Raw genomic sequence first — 17,001 nt, 5'->3', positions numbered from 1 at the left:
AAATCCTCCTTTTTAGATTTACCTCTCATCAACATAATATTGAACTTTTTTCCATTTGTCAATTGAGTAAATACAAATAAAACGGTCTCGAAAGTAGTTGAGATGTGAGCAAGAAGAAGATTATACCCCAATTTTATCCATATTGAATTGAAAGTGCTAGAGTAGTATATTGACCATGTACACCGCGAACCATAAACATCAATGAATTTTGAATAGAGCGGTGAAGTTATGAATGGGCTGATATTCATTACGACATAGGGGGCAATTATGGAAATATACGCGATTGACACAAGCAAGCCGGAGGCAGATGGTCATTACGAGTCATTGCTGAACCGGGTTTCGACTGAAAAGCGGCAGAAGCTGGATCGTTTTTTACATCGGGAAGATGCATTAAGGGGCTTATACGCCGATGTGCTGTTAAGGTGGTTGGCCTGTCGGCAATTGAAGGTTTCCAACGCCAGTCTTCAGTTTACGTATAATGCTTTCGGCAAGCCTTCCTTGTTGAATGCATCCGCATTCCATTTTAATGTTTCTCACTCGGGAAAATGGGTGGTATGCGCTGTGGATGAGCATCCGCTCGGAATCGACATTGAACAGCATCGTCCTATTGATTTTGAGGTGGGGAGGGTGTGCTTTTCGGACACGGAGCATGATGCGTTGATGCGTCAGGAGGCGGAGAGCCGCTTATCGTATTTTTACGATTTGTGGACGCTTAAGGAAAGCTTTGTGAAGGCCGAAGGACAGGGATTATCGTTGCCGCTAAAGTCATTTTCATTCGATTTAAGTGAGCGTCCATTGATCGGTTTTACGACGGAAGGCTTTACCACCGAGTATTGCCATTTTAAACAGTATGAGTTCGATGAACACTACAAAATGGCTGTCTGTGCAATGCATAACCGCTTTGCGGATCTGGTGCAGCAGGTAGACATACATACACTATGCCTGGAATCGGCAGCACAGGCGTGATATGAAGCTGAAAATGACGGAACAAGTAATCTAGTTGAAAAAAGGGAGATGAGCTGGGTTGCCGCTAACATTGTTCAGGCACGGCAAGCTGTATGGGGACTGGGCTGTCAAGGGAGATTCGGTTATTGTACAAAACGGCATCATTCAGGCCATCGGACAAGCACGGGAGCTTGAATTGCAATTGTCGGGTAAGGAATATGACACGGTGGATTGGGAGGACGCTTATGTGTTGCCGGGCTTGGCCGATTCACATATGCATTTGTCCATGCATGGCATGAAGCTGGCGATGCTGGATTTTACCTCGGCTACCTCGAAGGAAGAGATGCTTGATATGTTGCGCAAACGTGTTGCGGTAACACCGGCGGGAGAATGGATTTTAGGGCTGAACTGGAACGAAAATGCGTTTATTCCTGTTGAGATTCCGACCCTGTCGGAGCTTGATGCCATTACGGATCAGCACCCAGTATATTTGACTCGTACTTGCTTTCATACGTTTCTGGCGAATTCAGAAGCGTTTCGGTGTGCCGGTATTAGCGAGAACACCCCCGATTCGGCTTCGGGAACCTACGGAAGAAATGCGGATGGACAGTTGAACGGATTGATTTATGAGGAAGCATCCACTGCCTTTACAAGTGTCCAGCCAGAGCCGGATTATTCGGTTAAAAAAGATGCAATCCGCCGAGCTTGTCTGGATGCACTACGACTCGGCCTGACGGCTGCACACGCGGAGGATTTGCGTTTTCTGGGCAGCGTGGACACCATGCAGCGGATTTACAGGGAGCTGAGGGAGGAAGGCATTGCTTTTCGCACGCATCAGCTCATCTATTATCCGTTCATGGAGGAAGTGAAAGCGAAAGGGCTGCGTGCTGGTGACGGAAATGAGTGGTTTAAAATCGGTGCGGTAAAAATGTTTGCCGATGGTGCGATTGGTGGAAGAACTGCGCTATTGTCTGCGCCCTATAGTGATGCTCCACATACCAGTGGCATGGCGATTCAACCGCAGTCAGAGCTGAACCAGATGGTGGCGGCAGTGAGAACCGCAGGTTTTCCGGTCGCTGTACATGCGATAGGGGACGGAGCGGCGCATATGATTTTGGCAGCGATGGAAGCCCATGCGCTAACGGAGGAAAGCGGTTTGCCGGATCGTCTGATTCACGGACAGGTGCTGACTGCTGATTTGGTCAAGAGAATGGCGAAGCTGCCGTTGATTGCGGACATCCAGCCGCGTTTTGTGGCAAGTGATTTCCCGTGGGTGCTGGATCGGGTTGGCGAGCGACAGACTGAATATTTGTATGCCTGGAAAAAGCTGCTGAACGCTGGTATTCCATGTGCTGGCGGTAGTGACGCGCCGATTGAGCCGTTGGACCCTTTTCTCGGCATGCATGCCGCTGTGACCCGTACCAAGCCAGAAGAGACGCATGAGGGTTATCTTCCCGATGAAAAGCTGGACATTCACGAAGCTATTCATCTGTTTACTCTCGGAAGCGCAGTGGCTGCAGGAGAAGCGGATGAACGGGGTTCGATGGCTGTAGGCAAAGCCGCCGATTTTACGGTCATTGACCGAGACCTGTCGGAGCGCCCTCAGGCTTTGCTTGACGTTAAAATACGTATGACGGTTGTGAACGGAATCGTTGCGTACCGGGCATAGATGGGCGATAGGGATGTATGCCAAAAAAACCTTCAACCTCACGCTAAAAGTGGAGTTGAAGGTTTTCTGACTTTTACAAACCACGCTGTGCGAAACGGTCGGCATTTTTCACACTGGACCATAGTTCAGAGCTTGCCCCGCCCGGATACCAGTAGGCGAAGCCTGCAAACCCTTTGTCCTGTCCCAAACGGTATTTACGGGTAAAAGATCGCCCTTCCTCCAGCCATAGCTTATGAAGCTGAGTATCCTTGTAGGAAACTGTATACTGTTGAATATCCTCATGCCAGATCGGTTTGGAAGAGGAACGAGACACAAGCTGGTTTTGCTCAATCAGTGTAATAACCGAGGAAGCGACCGATTGACCACTCGCATTGAGGGTCCAGTTCCGTGTGAATAAAGGCAATGCCAATATTGCCTTATCCGGGTCGGTGGTTAGTACAAAGCGCCGTACGCTTTCACGGAGCCACGGTAATGAGGATACGGAACCGGGAGTCGAGCTGCCTCCCCAATGTTCATCATATCCCATCAGAATCAAATAGTCTGCCGCAACGCCAAGCTGCTCATAATCAAAGGCGGCTGTCCAATCTGTACCGTAATCAGGAGATACACAGATCGCCAGCACAGCATTCAGGCTTTTTAACTTGGCTTTTAACTGTTGGATGAACAACGTAAGCTGGGTACGATCCGGACCATCTACATTTTCAAAATCAATCACAAGCCCATTCAGATGATGTGTAGATACGGCATTCGCAAGCTGAGTTACGGTTTTGTTCCGCAACACATCACTGGACAGGATTTGGTGCGTCATCGTTAGATTGGAACGGTTGCCTACCATCGCCCAGACTTTTTTTTGATGCTGTTTGGACCAGGTGAGGAGTGAGGTGTTCGTGAGATCGCTAATATTACCCGTTTCGTTTAGAAAAAACCAGCGCGGTGATAGGGTGTTGATGTTAGATTGAAGCACGGAGCTTTCAAACTGTTGAACGTTCTGGTCATATTGCCAGCCTAGTCGGATGGAAGATGCCGTGGACGCTGTTTTGGAGGCATGCTGTGTTGAATACGTCAGCAGCCGTTCCAGAAGTGCTGCTGTTTCTTCGCGGGTCAGGGGAGATGTGGGACGAAATTGGTTGTCTTCCCCTTTCATAAAGCCGTAAAGGTTCACGGTGGTTACAGCTTCAAGAGCCCAATCTGCAATCTGATCGGCGTCTGCAAAAGTGGAAACCACTTCTTCTGATCCCGTCGAGCGTATGAGGCGTGCGATCATCAAGGCTGCTTCTTGCCGGGTTACAGGGCTGTTGGGTTGAAACATGGCGGATGTCCCTCCCTGTACCACGTCAAGCTGGGAGGCTGCTTCAATCCATCCGTAATACCAGGCTTGTTTGGATACATCCCGATAGGAGGAGACCGGTGCTTGTACAGGTTCCAGACCGAGTGTGCGATCCAGTGCGGTAACCCATTCGGCTCTCGTAACCGCCTTTTTGGGAGAAAAGTAGCCGGGTTGTGTACCTGCCAAAATTCCTTTGGCGTGCAGTGAGGTGATCGATTGATAAGCATAACTGTCTGAAATATCCCGAAACGCCACACCGGTTGCGGCCGCAGGAACGGATAAACATGAAGCGGATGCCGTTATTATAGCTATGGCGGCAGTCGCCAATAGGGTGAGTTTGGTCAGCAAGCGTGATTGTATGAGGCTCATACACAATAACCTTCTTTTTTATGATAGATTGTCAGACGAATCGTTCGTCACATGACGACTAATACTATCAAAAATAGTACAGTTATTCATTGCTAAATTGTTGGAAAACACAAAGAATCCCTTACCTGTAGAGGCAAGGGGCTTCACGTTCGAAACTATTCTTTTTTGGCATACATTATACCAATCGTCTGCGGACCACAATGACTGGAAATCACACATCCAGCTGTTGTCAACAGCACCTCTTGCGCTTCCGTTTCTTCCTGCAAACGGGCTTGCAGCATCAGCGCATCTTCCTCAGCCAAGGCATGTACGATAATAATGATATCGTTATCCATATGTTCCCGCTGGTTCAGGGCATTTTGCAGCATTTGTTCCAGCGCCTTTTCACGTTTGCCGCGGACTTTGTATGCAGGTGTCATTTTTCCGTCTATGACTTTGATCACCGGACGAATTTTGAGCAGACTACCGATCAGGTTTTGCATCCCTGAGCATCTTCCGCCTTTGTACAGGTATTCGAGCGTATCAATCACGAATTCCGTGTCTATCAGGGGGCGGGTTCTCGTCAGCATGTCCACAATCTGTTCCATTGTACTGTCGTTGGCTGCGGCGCGTGCGGCCTTCATCACGAGCATGCCCAAGCCGCACGACAGATTCAGGGAATCAAAGATGGTAATGCGGCCTTCCGGGAACTCGGAGGCAGCGAGCAGCGCATTTTGGCAGGTTGAGGACAGCTCGGAAGACAGACTAATATATAAAATGTCGTCCCCTTGTTCTATGTAGGGAGCAAAGGCTTGAATAAAGTCCGATGGAGAAGGGGCGGCGGTTCGCGGCAAATGCCCCTCACGACTTACGCGCTGAAATAACTGTTCTGGCTGGATATCCACGCCATCTCGTAATGATTCTTCCCCAAACACCGTATACAAGGGTACAATGCTAATCTCGTACTGCTCGCGCCATTGGACCGGAATATCACTGGTACTGTCCGCAAAAATTTTGATTTTGTTCATACATTGAATCCTCTCTGTGTGATGCGGAGAAATTATAAGGATTGCACAGAGGAAGGATAGATATCCGCTGTGCTACTCGGAATGGCGAGACCCATGGCCAGAAGTGCAATGAAGCCCAGAATAATAAACGCATTAATGATTAAACCTGCAATGGCAAAGGCTTTCTTACGGTTCTTCAACGCAATTCCAATAATGCCGACCACAAGTCCGGCGCAATTCAATAATAGACTGCCTAAAAATACAAAAGGAAGCAGGACGGTTCCGGTTTGTTGCAGAACAACTTCCGGGTCCAGGGTTTGGTATTGGCTGAAATGAGCCAACAGATTAATGACCATAACAGCCAGAATGATATACCCGATCAGGCTGACGAGCGACATAATAAAAGAAACAATACCGGGACCGGAGTGCTTGAGCTTGGTTGGAGGCCGGAAGACGGGAGCTTCTGAAAAAACAGGATGCTCCTCAGACGCAACAGGCTTTTGCAGATTAGGATCTTGGTTACTCATTTTTTCAACTCCTTGAACAGTATCCGAACAGGTACTAATTTTCCACAAAATGAACAAAAAAGCAAGGGACCTTAAACATTACCTACCAAAAGACAGGGGTTAATCATGGAATACTGTTGGATTTAAATTGAAATGGAGTGGCTGGTAAACTTCATAAGAATTCGATAAAATAAGGAGATAGCTTGGGTTAGAGAATGAGATGAAAAGGAGTACACAAACATGCAACGCAGATGGATAATTGTAGGATCTATAATGATGCTGCTAGCGGTAGCTATTGGAGCGTTCGGGGCTCATATCGTGAAAACGCGGATCGACGCGGACGCTTTAGCCGTGTATGAAACCGGTGTGAAATATCATATGATTCACGCTGTCGGCTTGCTGATCATTGCATTGGCTGCGGGACAATGGGGAGCGTCGGCTCGTTTAAAATGGGCAGCGCGGCTGCTGTTTACGGGAATCATTTTATTTTCCGGCAGCTTGTATGTGCTGAGCTTGACCGGAATTCGCGTGTTAGGTGCTATTACCCCGCTGGGGGGCGTGTGTTTTATCGCAGGTTGGTTTTTGCTGGCATTAGCTGCTTTGGGTTTGAAGAAAGAGGATTAGTTTAACTTTCTGGATAATATCCAAAAAAAGAGAATTGATTGGAAATATGTTATTTTTTCCAATCAATTCTCTTTTTGCGTGCTTATTTCATGTTGTAAGAGTTTTACATTTACGATGTAATTTCATCAATTTCATTCATTTTAAAGGAGTACACTTGCTTCTCATCTACATGGTACACGCTCAGCAAGTTGTTCTCATGATCCAGGTTGAGTATGCGGCAGGGAATGCTTCGCTGTCCACCATAGCGGTTCACGATTAACCGTATAAGCGTATTATCTTGTATATAACGTTTAATCCAATCATACGTGCCAAGTTCTTGTTGTGTTGCAGGCTTCGGCAGTACGTGGGCGTGTTTGATCTCTTGAACGCTAGGTGGCTTGTTCGTGGCTGCGGCTATTTTTTTTTTGGAGAACTTCTCCGCAAGCTTAGCGGCAGCGTCAGATGAGCTGTTAGCGTCTGACTGTTTTTTTAGATACAGTGCAGCTTCAATTAAATTACCAAGTTCGATACCGGATTGAATCCGGCTATCCGCAATTTGTTCGTTTTGGCTTAAGAGGTTAAGCAGGAACTGAAGGGCCTCTACGTTCGAACGACCTTTAACTAATACATCTACATTAAATAAATAACTGGTTTCGTCTTGATTTGATTCCTTTTTCATACATCCTCCAGCCCAAGCCCTGGGTAAATAGTCTTTTTTAGCACTTACCAATATATCATTAAAACGTAATCTGTCATAGTACCTTAGGCCCTGTTATGGAGATTAACAAAAATAGGGCCTGTATAAACTGTATATCAAGTTCATACTCGAACGTGACTTTCTTAAAGTATATCAGTTATCAGATAAAAGCTCCTCTTTGACGATCCGTGCTCTTGGTTGTTGCCCCGTTGCTTTCAAGTTCATTTCCTCCCTAGAAATATGCCATTTTTCTTTCGTCAGTTGAAGGACACCAGTCTGCTTCAGGTTTTGGTTGACATGGATACGAAACATTTCGATGGCTTCCATTGCTGCTTCCTAAGCGGCAACGATGCCAGCCTTGAGGATTCGTAATGAACTGGTCACTATGATTTTGATGAGGAACGTAGAAGGAGTTATTTGAAGGTACAGATAAGATGACGGATGACGTTGACTATTACCCTGTAACGAATCTGGCAGGATTTTTCTTTAATATTGAAAACCGTGACAGCAGAATTATGATTACTCGGATAGAGCCTGGCCTTTCAGTAGGATTGTACGAATGATAAAAGGGTATCAATAGAAGGAAGGGAGCCGAAACGGCCCCTTTTTCATTCTGTGTAAACGGCCTTTTTTTGCTATGAGATGGGGCTCGCCAATTCAAGAAACGATACTGATTTACTCAACGTGGATTTAATTTCACCTGTGAGCCTTTGCCGCCCGTCTGGATTCCGGTTTCCTTCACTCCGGCTTCTTTCAGTTCGACCAATAGCCGCTCTAACACCGCTTTGGCGGCGGCCGCTTCCTTCGCGCCGGACGATTTTACGACCAACTGCACCGGCTTGCCGGAGCGAAGATGTTTGTCTGCTTGGCGCAGCTTTGTATCGTAATCATGTTCCTCGATATGAGCCGTGAAGCGAAGCTCCTTGACCTTTTCCTTACTGCTCTTTCCAGCCATGTTGCCACCGCTCACCTTGCGTGCTCCGGTTTCCTTCTGCGCGAGCGCTTTTCCCTTGCCCTTAGCTACTAGGCTACATGGCGGAGGACTGCTCATCAGTGATGTACAGACCAGATCCATTCCTTTGGATCGGGCCATAGCCAGGGCTTCATCTCTCGAGACGATACCGATCTTCTCACCGTTGAGTCCAGTAAGCATGACCTCGGAAGCTTTTATTTGCTCGTTGATTAATACTGCCACGTAAATGAAGCCTCCCTTAAAAACAATGATAAAGCTATCATATACGGAACCCGTTTGCGATTCAATTTGGAATTCCGGGTAGCGGGCAGATGGAGCTTTCCAATGCGACATAATTCCTTTTCTTTAGTACAATCTTTGTTGACAAAAACCATCAACCCCTATACTCTTTTACTGATAATGATTATCATTTTCTATTGAGACATATACGTACAGGGGTGAATGAGAGAAATGAAAAAGAGGTTGAATGGTCTATTGTTGTTTACGGTTTTTGCTATTGTATTGGCGGGTTGCGGATCAGCCGGGGATAGTTCGAAGACAGGAGCCACTTCTGGGTCTGAACAGACCACCAAAGCAGCCGGGCTGGTTACGGTTAAAGACGATCACGGAGAAGTCAAGCTGGACAAGCCAGCCGAACGTGTCGTTGTACTGGAGTGGACGTTTACCGAAGATCTGATCGCGCTGGGTGTGCAGCCTGTTGGTAATGCGGACAACGAAAACTACAGGCTGTGGATAACGCCGGAGGCGAAACTGGCTGATTCGGTCACTGATATCGGTACACGGGGTGAACCGAATTTGGAAGCGATCGTGGCGCTCAAGCCGGACCTTATTATCTCTAACGCAGACAATAATGCAGCGATTTACGCACAGCTTAAGGGAATCGCACCAACGATAGAATACGATCCTTACAAGGGAAACGGTTATGATTACGACCGCATGGTCGAGATCTTTAAGCAGATCGCTATGGCTACTGGAAAAACGGAGCAGGCGGATAAGGTCCTAAGCGAACTTGACCAGCACTATGTAGATGCAAAGGCTACATTGGAAAAAGCGAATAAAGCAGACTTCCACTATGCGCTGACTCAGGCTTTCACAGTTCAAAATGCTGCCAGCCTACGGATGTTCAAGGATAACTCGCTTGTAGTGGAAACGCTCGCGAAAATCGGTATGGTGAATGACTGGAAGTCGGACAAAACCGAGAAATATGGATTCAGCACAGTTGGTATTGAGGCTCTTCCGGCGGTACAGGACAGCCATTTTATCTACATTACGCAGAAGACGGACGATGTATTCGGAGCTGCGATGAAGAACAATTCAGTCTGGAACCAACTGAACTTTGTCAAAGAAAAACGGACCTACCCACTGGACGGAACAACGTGGACGTTCGGCGGCCCAATCTCATCCAAAGTGGTGGTTGATCAGGTGGTTGGAGTTCTGACGAAATGACCCGAGCAGACAGAACGAATTTGTCGAAGGCTTGGCGTGTAGGAAGTATTTTTGGGGGCGGATTGGCCGTCCTCATTGTGCTTTTTTTTGTAAGCTTGTGCTATGGAGAGGCGTCGATCCCGCTGCACACAGTAATTGAGGCGTTGACCCAGCGCCAGAATACGCTTGAGCATAATATGGTGTGGGATCTGCGGATGCCGCGTACGGTTATCGGAATCTTGGCTGGTGGTGCGCTGGCTATTGCCGGTGTGTTGCTACAGTCCATCACCAAAAATCCGTTGGCGGCATCTGATACACTTGGAATCAACGCGGGTGCCTATTTTGTGGTCGTGCTTGGCGCGGTGATGTTCCCCGGATTGCTGCATCAGGCTCCGTTTCTGTTTGCCGCCATCGGCGGCCTACTGGCAGTGGTGCTTGCTTACTTCATGGGCGGTGGGCGAGCTGGCAGTCCGATCCGGCTGGCGCTTGCTGGCCTCATTGTGTCTATGGTGCTCGGTTCGTTTACCGGAGCATTACATATTTTTTACTCCTTTGAAACGCAGGGATTGTTTCTATGGGGTTCCGGTTCGCTGGTGCAAAACGATTGGAGTGGCACTACTTATGCTTGGCCCTGGGTTGTAGGACTCTCGGTTATCGCGGTTTTGCTGTCGAGGCAATTCGATGTGCTGGATCTGGATGAGTCCACATCCACGTCCCTCGGGCAAAAGGTGGACTTGACCCGGGCGGTGGGCATTGTACTAGCAGTCCTGCTGGCGACTATAACAGTGAGCGTCATCGGGCCTATCGGGTTTGTAGGTTTAGTGGCTCCGCATTTGGTGCGCTTAAGCGGCCTGAAAATGCATCGCTGGGTGCTGCCTGGTTCCTTCCTGTGGGGGGCACTGTTGTTGACGGGCGCTGATGTGCTGGCGAAAATGGTCCACCAATCAAGCATGGATCTACCGACCGGAGCGGTGATGGCATTGATCGGGGCCCCTTGGTTAATTTGGCTGATCCTGTGGAAGATGAAGCTGTCTTCCGGCATCGGCGGACAGTCTTCAATGAACATAGGTGTGCGCTGTCGTAAATTACCGTATGGCAGGCTGGTCACATTGCTCGCGTGTGGGGCCGTGCTGCTAATCGTATTCAGCCTAATGTTTGGAGGAATGCGCATTCCGGTGGGCGATCTGTTGTCTGGCCTGTTCGGCAGTGAGAGCGCGAATTCGGCTTTGCTACAGTTTAGAATTCCACGCACGCTGGTGGCGGCCGGGGCTGGTATCGCGCTTGCGGTGAGCGGTGTCTTGATCCAACTAGCCGTTCGCAATCCCTTGGCGGATGCCTCGATCATCGGAGTTTCTTCTGGGGCGGGATTCGGCGCGCTTGCAGTAATCATCGTCTGGCCCGGGCTGCCTGTTTATGTGCTGCCAGTTGCTGCGATCGCTGGAGCGGCAGTTTCAGCGGCAGTGATTTTCTTTCTATCCTGGAACAAACATCTGAATCCGTCTGTTGTCATATTACTCGGTATCGCTGTATCAGCAATCGGATCAGCCGGCATTCAGGTATTGATTATCCAAGGTTCGTTGTGGGGCAGTACGGGCTATATTTGGTTGACCGGTAGTACCTACGCTCGAAGCTGGGCGCAGGTGACGACGATTCTGGCCTTTCTGCTCGTGTTGTTGCCAGTAGCCTGGTGGCTAGCTCGCCGCTTCGATCTTTTGATATTTGACGATAGCAGCGCTATGGGACTGGGGCTTCCGGTGCGTCGCACCCGGCTGCTGGCGATGGCAGTGGGTGTGCTGCTGGCGGGAGGAGCGGTAGCCTGCGTGGGTACGATTGGCTTCATCGGGCTGATTGCTCCGCATATCGTGCGTACGTTGATCGGGCACCATGTACGCCGTTCCATTACTTTGTCAAGCATCTTGGGAGCGGTTATGCTGGTGCTGGCAGATACGATTGGAAGGACGGTGCTTGCGCCGACGGAGATTCCTTCCGGGCTGCTGATCGCTCTGATCGGTGCGCCGTATTTCCTGTACTTGATGTATCGCTCCAATCGTAGTAAGTCAGTGTAGTTGAAGTGGTACACAAATCTGGATTTTATATTTACAAATCTAATAAAGTGGATATAATATTCTGTATGGAACCGTCATTGATTTATAAAGCTTTGTCTAATGAGACACGTCGTCTAATTATGCTGTGGTTAAAAAATCCAGAGGAATTTTTTGATGAACAGGCTTATTTGAACCAAGGTCTTAATTTTCGAATTGGTGTATGTGTGGGAGATATTCAGGCTAAAGCAGGACTTGCACAGTCTGTAATCTCAAGTTATTTATTAACGATGCAAAAAGCTGGTTTGTTGGAGTCTGAACGAATTGGGAAGTGGACGTACTATCGTCGGAACGAAAAGACAATACAGGAATTTGCCGAGTACATCCAAAAGGAACTATAGACAGAAAGGAGGTTTTTTTTGTAAAACACATCTATAAATCTGTATATATAAATATAATGGGGGCTTACATTTAAAATGAAACAGGTTAACTCTTTGCTTATTATGATTCTGGCCTTAGGCGTATTCGGCATTATTACAACGGAAATGGGGATTATAGGTGTTTTACCCCAGGTCACTCAAAAATTTAATATATCGACTTCACGGGCTGGCTGGCTTGTAAGTGTATTTTCTTTAGTTGTTGCTATTTCAGGTCCATTCCTGACCTTAATCGTTTCCGGTATAAATCGTAAAGTCATTCTCTTAACGGCTGTGCTCAGTTTTGTGATTTCAAATATGGTTTATGCCTTTACAACCGAGTTCGATGTGATGCTCATTTTCCGCATTCTCCCTGCTATTTTTCATCCTGTCTTTTTTTCGGTTGCCCTAGTGACCGCTGCTAAACTTGTCCCGCCGGAAAAAAGCAGTAAAGCAGTCACCAAGGTTTTCGCCGGAATAACGGTCGGATTTGCTTTTGGCGTACCTTTAACTTCTTATCTCGCAGAAAAAATATCGTTAGAAGCCGCTTTCTTGTTTGGGGCTGTTGTAAGCATGATTGCCTTTACAGGAATCCTTATTTGGCTTCCTTCTATGCCGGTTAAAGAGAAAATGTCTTATGGAAAACAGCTCGGTATACTTCGTAAACCTCAATTATGGTTCAATATCGTGACCGTTATTTTTATCTTTGCAGCTATGTTCTCTGTGTACAGTTACTTTGCTGAATATCTTGGTGAGGTCACCCATATGAATGGGTCATGGATTAGTATCATGTTGATGGTCTTTGGGATCATCATGATATTTGGGAATTTTTTATTTGGAGGGTTATTACATAAAAATCTTATAAAGACCGTCCTTATGTTTTCACTGCTTTATGTGATCATTTACTTATTTATTTATTATTTGAGTTCTTCTTTCCTTCTGATGATTGTGGTCGTACTCATTTGGGGGGCAGTGCATTCTGGAGGGCTTATTATTAGCCAAGCATGGCTAACGGCAGAGACGAAAGAAGCTCCCGAGTTCGGTAACAGCTTGTTTGTTTCATTTTCTAATCTTGGCATTACTATAGGGGCCTCAATTGGCGGTTGGTTTATCTCTCACTTTGGAATACACCAGCTTATCTGGAGCGGAATAATGTTTACACTTCTGGCTTTTTTAACAATCATCATTAAAGTAAAAATGTTCAAATCGAATGCAGAAAAAGTAAACGTGAGTTAAAATATGGATAGACATTAGAAGAGTACCCTACATGATGACCATAAAATGATGCATGGAGTGATGTTGATTGCATTTCGAATGGAGTAATATTTTAATTACAATCTTAATCCTCGGTGGTATCTTGGCGTTGTTTATCTGGGGAGTGCTTTCCTTTATAAAGCGTCTTCGGAGATCGGAATGAGCTTTCCAATGATAATTATTTACTAATTACGTAAACGTGGGACCCGTAAAAATAACTCTTTTCAGAGTCTATATTTTACGGGTCTCCGTTTTATTTAGAGCTTACGAATTTCAAATAAATCGTTAGGAGTGATATCGAAATAAACACACAATTTAGTGATAAGGGAGGAAGGTATACGCTTGTTCTCCATGTCTTTATTATGCATTAAATCCATAATCGTTGTTCTTCTATGGTTAATATCCTCAGATAGCTTCAATACAGACACATCGTGCTTTTCAATTATTTCTCCCAGTTTACAGTATAAGACCCAATCCTTATTATCCATTAAAAAACCTCCAAAGACTGCATGTAAATTATTGCACACTAAACGTTCATATGCTATACTGTGTTTGTGCATTTGATCGTTAAACGATCATGTAATAATACTGATACCTTATCAAAGGGATGCACAACATACCCTTGGCTTTGCTATTGCCATTTTTCCAAAAATTGAATTGGGGGATGATACCATAATGCAAAACACTAAAACCAACAAACAAGCCATCAAAACCATTGTTCGTATGGGACAGGTTTGGGAGCAAACAGAAGAAAACGAAGAAGCCGGGCTGCACTACTATCACATTACAGATGCCCTCAACCGCCAATGGCAGACCATTGGGATGAATGTAACTGATGCGATTCAAGTGTTTGAGAACGGGAACGATGGAGTGTGGACACGAATAATTCAACCAGCCCCATTTTACCCTGACCTGACTACGAACGATTTAATTCATATGCTCAGTATTGGCCCGGAGGCTTGGCATATACGCAACGCTATCCAAATCATATTGAATAACGTGGAAAGACGCAATGCATTTGTGAATCGTATCGTGAATGTGAATGACGAAGATGTATTAAATCTATTATACAATATGAAAAATGAATTTCTTAAGCGTGATCAGCTTTCAAACCAGAAGTTCATGGATTTATATGCTGTAAATCCTGTAGAGGCGTAAATGCCAGGCTTTTGGAAGCCAAGGCCAGCATCGCCCAAGAAACTCAGCGGCTATATGAAATGGTGGAGAAGGTGCTACAGGTGTCAGCGCTGGAAAAATATGATTTTGAGTCACAGGCCGAGCTGTTGGAGGTTGCAGAGGGGCTGCGGGATGTTTGTGTACGTATGAGCGGCAAGGCGGAGCGCTTCGGTATCACTATTTCCTGTGATTCGGAGCCAGCTCACATCTGGATTGATAAAGAGAGCTTTATGCATATTTTTATTAATTTGCTGGATAATGCGATCAAATATAATGTCCCTCAAGGAACAATTCATGTTCATAGCGAACTTAGAGACAACCGGGTAAGGATCACGATCCGTGATTCCGGCATAGGCATTCCTGATGAAGCTAGAGAGAGGGTTTTCGAGCCCTTCTACACGGTCAACCGCGATCGATCCAGGCAATCAGGCGGCACGGGACTCGGGCTGTCACTGGTACGCAATCTGGTTGAGAAGCAGAATGGAAGCATTACGTTGCTGGAGACGGAAGGCGAAGGTTCGGTTTTTGAGCTATCTTTTCCGGCCACATCTTAACAGGTCTGCACTCTGTATCAAAGCTACGCAAAAAGTTTACAACTTGGAAACAAACAGCCGTGGTTTGGAAATACTCCTCCAGTATGCTTAGAGTAAGCAAAGGTTACACAAAACTAATGATTAGGCTTCCGCAGTGAGTTTGTACGAATCGGATTCAATCATGTCCATGCTGTACAACGTTTTTAGGGGGAATCATGCAATGAACGCAAATATCCACAGCAAGCTGGGCCAGACGGGACTGATTCTGCTTGTCACGGCGACTCTTATATCCATGACCGCTTGTAGTACAGGAAAAACAGAGGCGCGGCAGGTCGTAGAGAAGTCCGGCAAAAAGATTACTGTGATGGATAACACCACTGAATCCGTATACACCAAGTTGAAGCTGGAGGGCATTGCTAAGATCGAGGGTGTGCGCGGGATGGATTGGGTGAGTGAAGGCACGCTTGCCGTTGATAAAGAGAACAGGAAGCTGTCCCCCGTGATGATTGAAGGTGAGAAACGTTATCCACATAACCTTTATCAATATGATCTTGCTTCCAGTGGGGAGACGCCGCTGCTGGAGGGGGAGAAAAGCTACGGATTTGCAAAGCTGTCCCCTGACAGGAAGCATATGCTTTATCAGCAATTGTATGAATCCACAGGAATCGGCTACATCATGAATCTTGAAACCGGCGTTTCCGTGAAGATGTACGATGCAGAGTTTATGGCCGGGGGAGGCGTATGGGAGGATGCAGGTCACGTTATTTTTCCCAATATGGAAGGGGACATTATCAGGGCTGATGTGAACGGAAAAAGTGAGGTCGCAGTCAAGACTGGACAGAGAAGCGTTTCTAGCGTGGCTCAGTCGGGAAACATGATCTACTATGTTGCAATGGGGGAATTGATCGCCTATGATATCGAAACCAAGCAACCCGAAGTCCTGAAAAAAAACGTCTGGGTGGTCCTTCCTTCCCCAGATGGCAGCAAGCTGGCGGTTGTTAAACACACCAAACCTGGGGAGAACGTATTGGTTCTCTGCGATACCAAAGGGAAAGAGCTGTCCACATTGGCTTCGGGTATGCAACTGTTCGGTACAATCTGGTCGCCGGATGGCAGCAAGCTGGCCTATGCGGTTTCTGAGGATGGAGACAAATACCGTTTTTTCATTACAGAAGCAGAAACAGGGGAGCAAACTCCGGTCCTGGGCGATAATGGCATAAGTGACCAGCTACGCTGGAGCCCTTCCGGTAAAAAGCTGCTGATTCCAACAGGGGTCTTGAAGGACACAGGATATCAATCCACAGCTTATGTGATCAAGTTATCTTGAGCAAAAATCATTACAATTTGGGAACATAAAGAGGAGGATGACGAACGCGATGAAAATAACAGAAGTGCTCTTAAATACACACAGATTTGATGCCATGAAAGCTTTTTACGGCTCTCTCTTGGGTCTGGAAGTTCTGGAGGAAACCGCTTCACGGTTGTCATTTCGAGCTGGCGAATCGGTTCTTGCTTTTCAGGAAGATTCCCTCATGGAGAATGAGTTTTATCACGTTGCGTTTACGATTCCAACCAATAAGTTCATAGAAGCAAAACAATGGGTAATCGACCGGGGCATCTCATTGATTTCAAGAACCGAAGAGGATGAGTTTCTTTTCGAAAGCTGGAATGCAACAGCACTTTACTTCTATGATCCAGATCATAACCTCATTGAGTTCATCGCTCACCATTCGCTCAATAACGCCGTAGATGAAGCTTTCGGGCCAAAGCATCTACTTCGTATAAGTGAGATTGGACTTCCCGTATATAACGTTCCAGAATTTTGTCAAACAATAACAGAAGTGTTCCAACTTGATTCATGGGGCGGGGCCGGGAACCAATTCGCGCCGTTAGGGGACGCGGAAGGATTATTAATTGTAATAGACAAGCAGCGGCCTTGGTTCCCGGACGATAGGGTGCCGCGCGAGTACAACACCAAAGTCTTGATTAAAGGCACATGTCCTGCCAGTCTTTCGCTTCAAAATGGCTTGTACGAATTGAGATCAATCTGATTTAGAACTTCTCGCTCTAATATCAGACA

18 protein-coding genes are annotated in these 17,001 nt (G+C 46.6%); 11 read left to right on the top strand and 7 right to left on the bottom strand.

From position 1 onward, the window contains the following. Nucleotides 1–267 precede the first annotated feature (267 nt). Both ACWGOO_RS02585 and ACWGOO_RS02580 read left to right on the top strand, forming a co-directional pair. Nucleotides 268–966 (top strand): 4'-phosphopantetheinyl transferase family protein, encoded by a 699-nt coding sequence (locus ACWGOO_RS02585; RefSeq protein ID WP_452481246.1) that lies wholly within the window; start codon nucleotides 268–270, stop codon nucleotides 964–966. 58 nt (nucleotides 967–1,024) lie between these two features. Next, on the top strand, nucleotides 1,025–2,614 hold the full coding sequence (locus tag ACWGOO_RS02580) for an amidohydrolase (protein ID WP_452481244.1): 1,590 nt from the start codon (nucleotides 1,025–1,027) through the stop codon (nucleotides 2,612–2,614). Between the two features lie 73 nt (nucleotides 2,615–2,687). Here ACWGOO_RS02580 and ACWGOO_RS02575 read toward each other — a convergent pair whose 3' ends face one another. From ACWGOO_RS02575 to ACWGOO_RS02565, 3 genes are all read right to left on the bottom strand, one after another. Then, on the bottom strand, nucleotides 2,688–4,310 hold the full coding sequence (locus ACWGOO_RS02575) for an S-layer homology domain-containing protein (RefSeq protein WP_452481242.1): 1,623 nt from the start codon (nucleotides 4,308–4,310) through the stop codon (nucleotides 2,688–2,690). Nucleotides 4,311–4,465: 155 nt separating this feature from the next. Next, nucleotides 4,466–5,317, bottom strand: coding sequence for a DegV family protein (locus ACWGOO_RS02570; protein ID WP_452481239.1), 852 nt, complete (start codon nucleotides 5,315–5,317; stop codon nucleotides 4,466–4,468). Nucleotides 5,318–5,349: 32 nt separating this feature from the next. Next, nucleotides 5,350–5,823: a hypothetical protein gene (locus tag ACWGOO_RS02565; RefSeq protein WP_452481238.1), complete on the bottom strand. Its 474-nt coding sequence runs from the start codon at nucleotides 5,821–5,823 to the stop codon at nucleotides 5,350–5,352. A gap of 219 nt (nucleotides 5,824–6,042) precedes the next feature. On the opposite strand from ACWGOO_RS02565, the gene ACWGOO_RS02560 reads away from it, so the two are divergent. Next, on the top strand, nucleotides 6,043–6,426 hold the full coding sequence (locus ACWGOO_RS02560) for a DUF423 domain-containing protein (protein WP_452481236.1): 384 nt from the start codon (nucleotides 6,043–6,045) through the stop codon (nucleotides 6,424–6,426). Between the two features lie 109 nt (nucleotides 6,427–6,535). On the opposite strand, the gene ACWGOO_RS02555 is transcribed toward ACWGOO_RS02560, so the two are convergent. From ACWGOO_RS02555 to infC, 3 genes are all read right to left on the bottom strand, one after another. Continuing rightward, the gene (locus tag ACWGOO_RS02555) at nucleotides 6,536–7,084 is read right to left on the bottom strand and encodes a hypothetical protein (RefSeq protein WP_452481234.1); all 549 of its coding nucleotides are present in this window, start codon (nucleotides 7,082–7,084) and stop codon (nucleotides 6,536–6,538) included. A gap of 171 nt (nucleotides 7,085–7,255) precedes the next feature. Further along, the gene (locus ACWGOO_RS02550; protein ID WP_452481232.1) at nucleotides 7,256–7,429 is read right to left on the bottom strand and encodes a hypothetical protein; all 174 of its coding nucleotides are present in this window, start codon (nucleotides 7,427–7,429) and stop codon (nucleotides 7,256–7,258) included. A gap of 352 nt (nucleotides 7,430–7,781) precedes the next feature. Further along, nucleotides 7,782–8,297 (bottom strand): translation initiation factor IF-3, encoded by a 516-nt coding sequence (infC, locus tag ACWGOO_RS02545; RefSeq protein ID WP_452481230.1) that lies wholly within the window; start codon nucleotides 8,295–8,297, stop codon nucleotides 7,782–7,784. Between the two features lie 228 nt (nucleotides 8,298–8,525). Here infC and ACWGOO_RS02540 point away from each other — a divergent pair, with 228 nt between their 5' ends. From ACWGOO_RS02540 to ACWGOO_RS02525, 4 genes are all read left to right on the top strand, one after another. Then, nucleotides 8,526–9,521 carry an ABC transporter substrate-binding protein gene (locus ACWGOO_RS02540; protein WP_452481228.1) on the top strand — a complete coding sequence of 332 codons (996 nt, stop codon included), beginning with the start codon at nucleotides 8,526–8,528 and terminating at the stop codon, nucleotides 9,519–9,521. Continuing rightward, nucleotides 9,518–11,566 carry an iron ABC transporter permease gene (locus ACWGOO_RS02535; protein ID WP_452481226.1) on the top strand — a complete coding sequence of 683 codons (2,049 nt, stop codon included), beginning with the start codon at nucleotides 9,518–9,520 and terminating at the stop codon, nucleotides 11,564–11,566. Before ACWGOO_RS02540 ends, ACWGOO_RS02535 begins: the two co-directional genes overlap by 4 nt. Before the next feature lie 65 nt (nucleotides 11,567–11,631). Next, nucleotides 11,632–11,943: an ArsR/SmtB family transcription factor gene (locus ACWGOO_RS02530; RefSeq protein WP_452481224.1), complete on the top strand. Its 312-nt coding sequence runs from the start codon at nucleotides 11,632–11,634 to the stop codon at nucleotides 11,941–11,943. A gap of 75 nt (nucleotides 11,944–12,018) precedes the next feature. Beyond that, nucleotides 12,019–13,194 (top strand): MFS transporter, encoded by a 1,176-nt coding sequence (locus ACWGOO_RS02525; protein ID WP_452481222.1) that lies wholly within the window; start codon nucleotides 12,019–12,021, stop codon nucleotides 13,192–13,194. Between the two features lie 275 nt (nucleotides 13,195–13,469). On the opposite strand, the gene ACWGOO_RS02520 is transcribed toward ACWGOO_RS02525, so the two are convergent. After that, entirely contained in the window at nucleotides 13,470–13,700 is a 231-nt protein-coding gene (locus tag ACWGOO_RS02520) for a helix-turn-helix domain-containing protein (protein WP_452481221.1), read from the bottom strand. 187 nt (nucleotides 13,701–13,887) lie between these two features. On the opposite strand from ACWGOO_RS02520, the gene ACWGOO_RS02515 reads away from it, so the two are divergent. The 4 genes from ACWGOO_RS02515 (at nucleotide 13,888) to ACWGOO_RS02500 (ending at nucleotide 16,972) form a co-directional block, all read left to right on the top strand. After that, complete coding sequence (locus ACWGOO_RS02515) at nucleotides 13,888–14,370, top strand: hypothetical protein (protein WP_452481219.1); 483 nt, start codon at nucleotides 13,888–13,890, stop codon at nucleotides 14,368–14,370. Nucleotides 14,371–14,381: 11 nt separating this feature from the next. Beyond that, nucleotides 14,382–14,942, top strand: coding sequence for a sensor histidine kinase (locus ACWGOO_RS02510; RefSeq protein WP_452481217.1), 561 nt, complete (start codon nucleotides 14,382–14,384; stop codon nucleotides 14,940–14,942). A gap of 199 nt (nucleotides 14,943–15,141) precedes the next feature. Next, on the top strand, nucleotides 15,142–16,248 hold the full coding sequence (locus tag ACWGOO_RS02505) for a hypothetical protein (RefSeq protein ID WP_452481215.1): 1,107 nt from the start codon (nucleotides 15,142–15,144) through the stop codon (nucleotides 16,246–16,248). A gap of 49 nt (nucleotides 16,249–16,297) precedes the next feature. Next, complete coding sequence (locus ACWGOO_RS02500; RefSeq protein WP_452481213.1) at nucleotides 16,298–16,972, top strand: VOC family protein; 675 nt, start codon at nucleotides 16,298–16,300, stop codon at nucleotides 16,970–16,972. Nucleotides 16,973–17,001 lie beyond the last annotated feature (29 nt).

It is taken from the genome of Paenibacillus sp. NPDC055715 (genome assembly GCF_053617595.1).
Note: the sequence above shows the minus strand (reverse complement) of the source record. Positions and strands in the feature narration are given on the sequence as shown.

What these genes read in the sequence shown, in the direction of transcription:
- ACWGOO_RS02540 (WP_452481228.1), top strand. Translation starts at nt 8,526, where the DNA reads ATGAAAAAGAGGTTGAATGGTCTATTGTTGTTTACGGTTTTTGCTATT.
- ACWGOO_RS02555 (WP_452481234.1), bottom strand. Translation starts at nt 7,084, where the DNA reads ATGAAAAAGGAATCAAATCAAGACGAAACCAGTTATTTATTTAATGTA.
- ACWGOO_RS02505 (WP_452481215.1), top strand. Translation starts at nt 15,142, where the DNA reads ATGAACGCAAATATCCACAGCAAGCTGGGCCAGACGGGACTGATTCTG.
- ACWGOO_RS02565 (WP_452481238.1), bottom strand. Translation starts at nt 5,823, where the DNA reads ATGAGTAACCAAGATCCTAATCTGCAAAAGCCTGTTGCGTCTGAGGAG.
- ACWGOO_RS02500 (WP_452481213.1), top strand. Translation starts at nt 16,298, where the DNA reads ATGAAAATAACAGAAGTGCTCTTAAATACACACAGATTTGATGCCATG.
- ACWGOO_RS02575 (WP_452481242.1), bottom strand. Translation starts at nt 4,310, where the DNA reads ATGAGCCTCATACAATCACGCTTGCTGACCAAACTCACCCTATTGGCG.
- ACWGOO_RS02585 (WP_452481246.1), top strand. Translation starts at nt 268, where the DNA reads ATGGAAATATACGCGATTGACACAAGCAAGCCGGAGGCAGATGGTCAT.
- ACWGOO_RS02525 (WP_452481222.1), top strand. Translation starts at nt 12,019, where the DNA reads ATGAAACAGGTTAACTCTTTGCTTATTATGATTCTGGCCTTAGGCGTA.
- ACWGOO_RS02550 (WP_452481232.1), bottom strand. Translation starts at nt 7,429, where the DNA reads ATGGAAGCCATCGAAATGTTTCGTATCCATGTCAACCAAAACCTGAAG.
- ACWGOO_RS02535 (WP_452481226.1), top strand. Translation starts at nt 9,518, where the DNA reads ATGACCCGAGCAGACAGAACGAATTTGTCGAAGGCTTGGCGTGTAGGA.
- ACWGOO_RS02570 (WP_452481239.1), bottom strand. Translation starts at nt 5,317, where the DNA reads ATGAACAAAATCAAAATTTTTGCGGACAGTACCAGTGATATTCCGGTC.
- ACWGOO_RS02560 (WP_452481236.1), top strand. Translation starts at nt 6,043, where the DNA reads ATGCAACGCAGATGGATAATTGTAGGATCTATAATGATGCTGCTAGCG.
- ACWGOO_RS02530 (WP_452481224.1), top strand. Translation starts at nt 11,632, where the DNA reads ATGGAACCGTCATTGATTTATAAAGCTTTGTCTAATGAGACACGTCGT.
- ACWGOO_RS02520 (WP_452481221.1), bottom strand. Translation starts at nt 13,700, where the DNA reads ATGGATAATAAGGATTGGGTCTTATACTGTAAACTGGGAGAAATAATT.
- ACWGOO_RS02515 (WP_452481219.1), top strand. Translation starts at nt 13,888, where the DNA reads ATGCAAAACACTAAAACCAACAAACAAGCCATCAAAACCATTGTTCGT.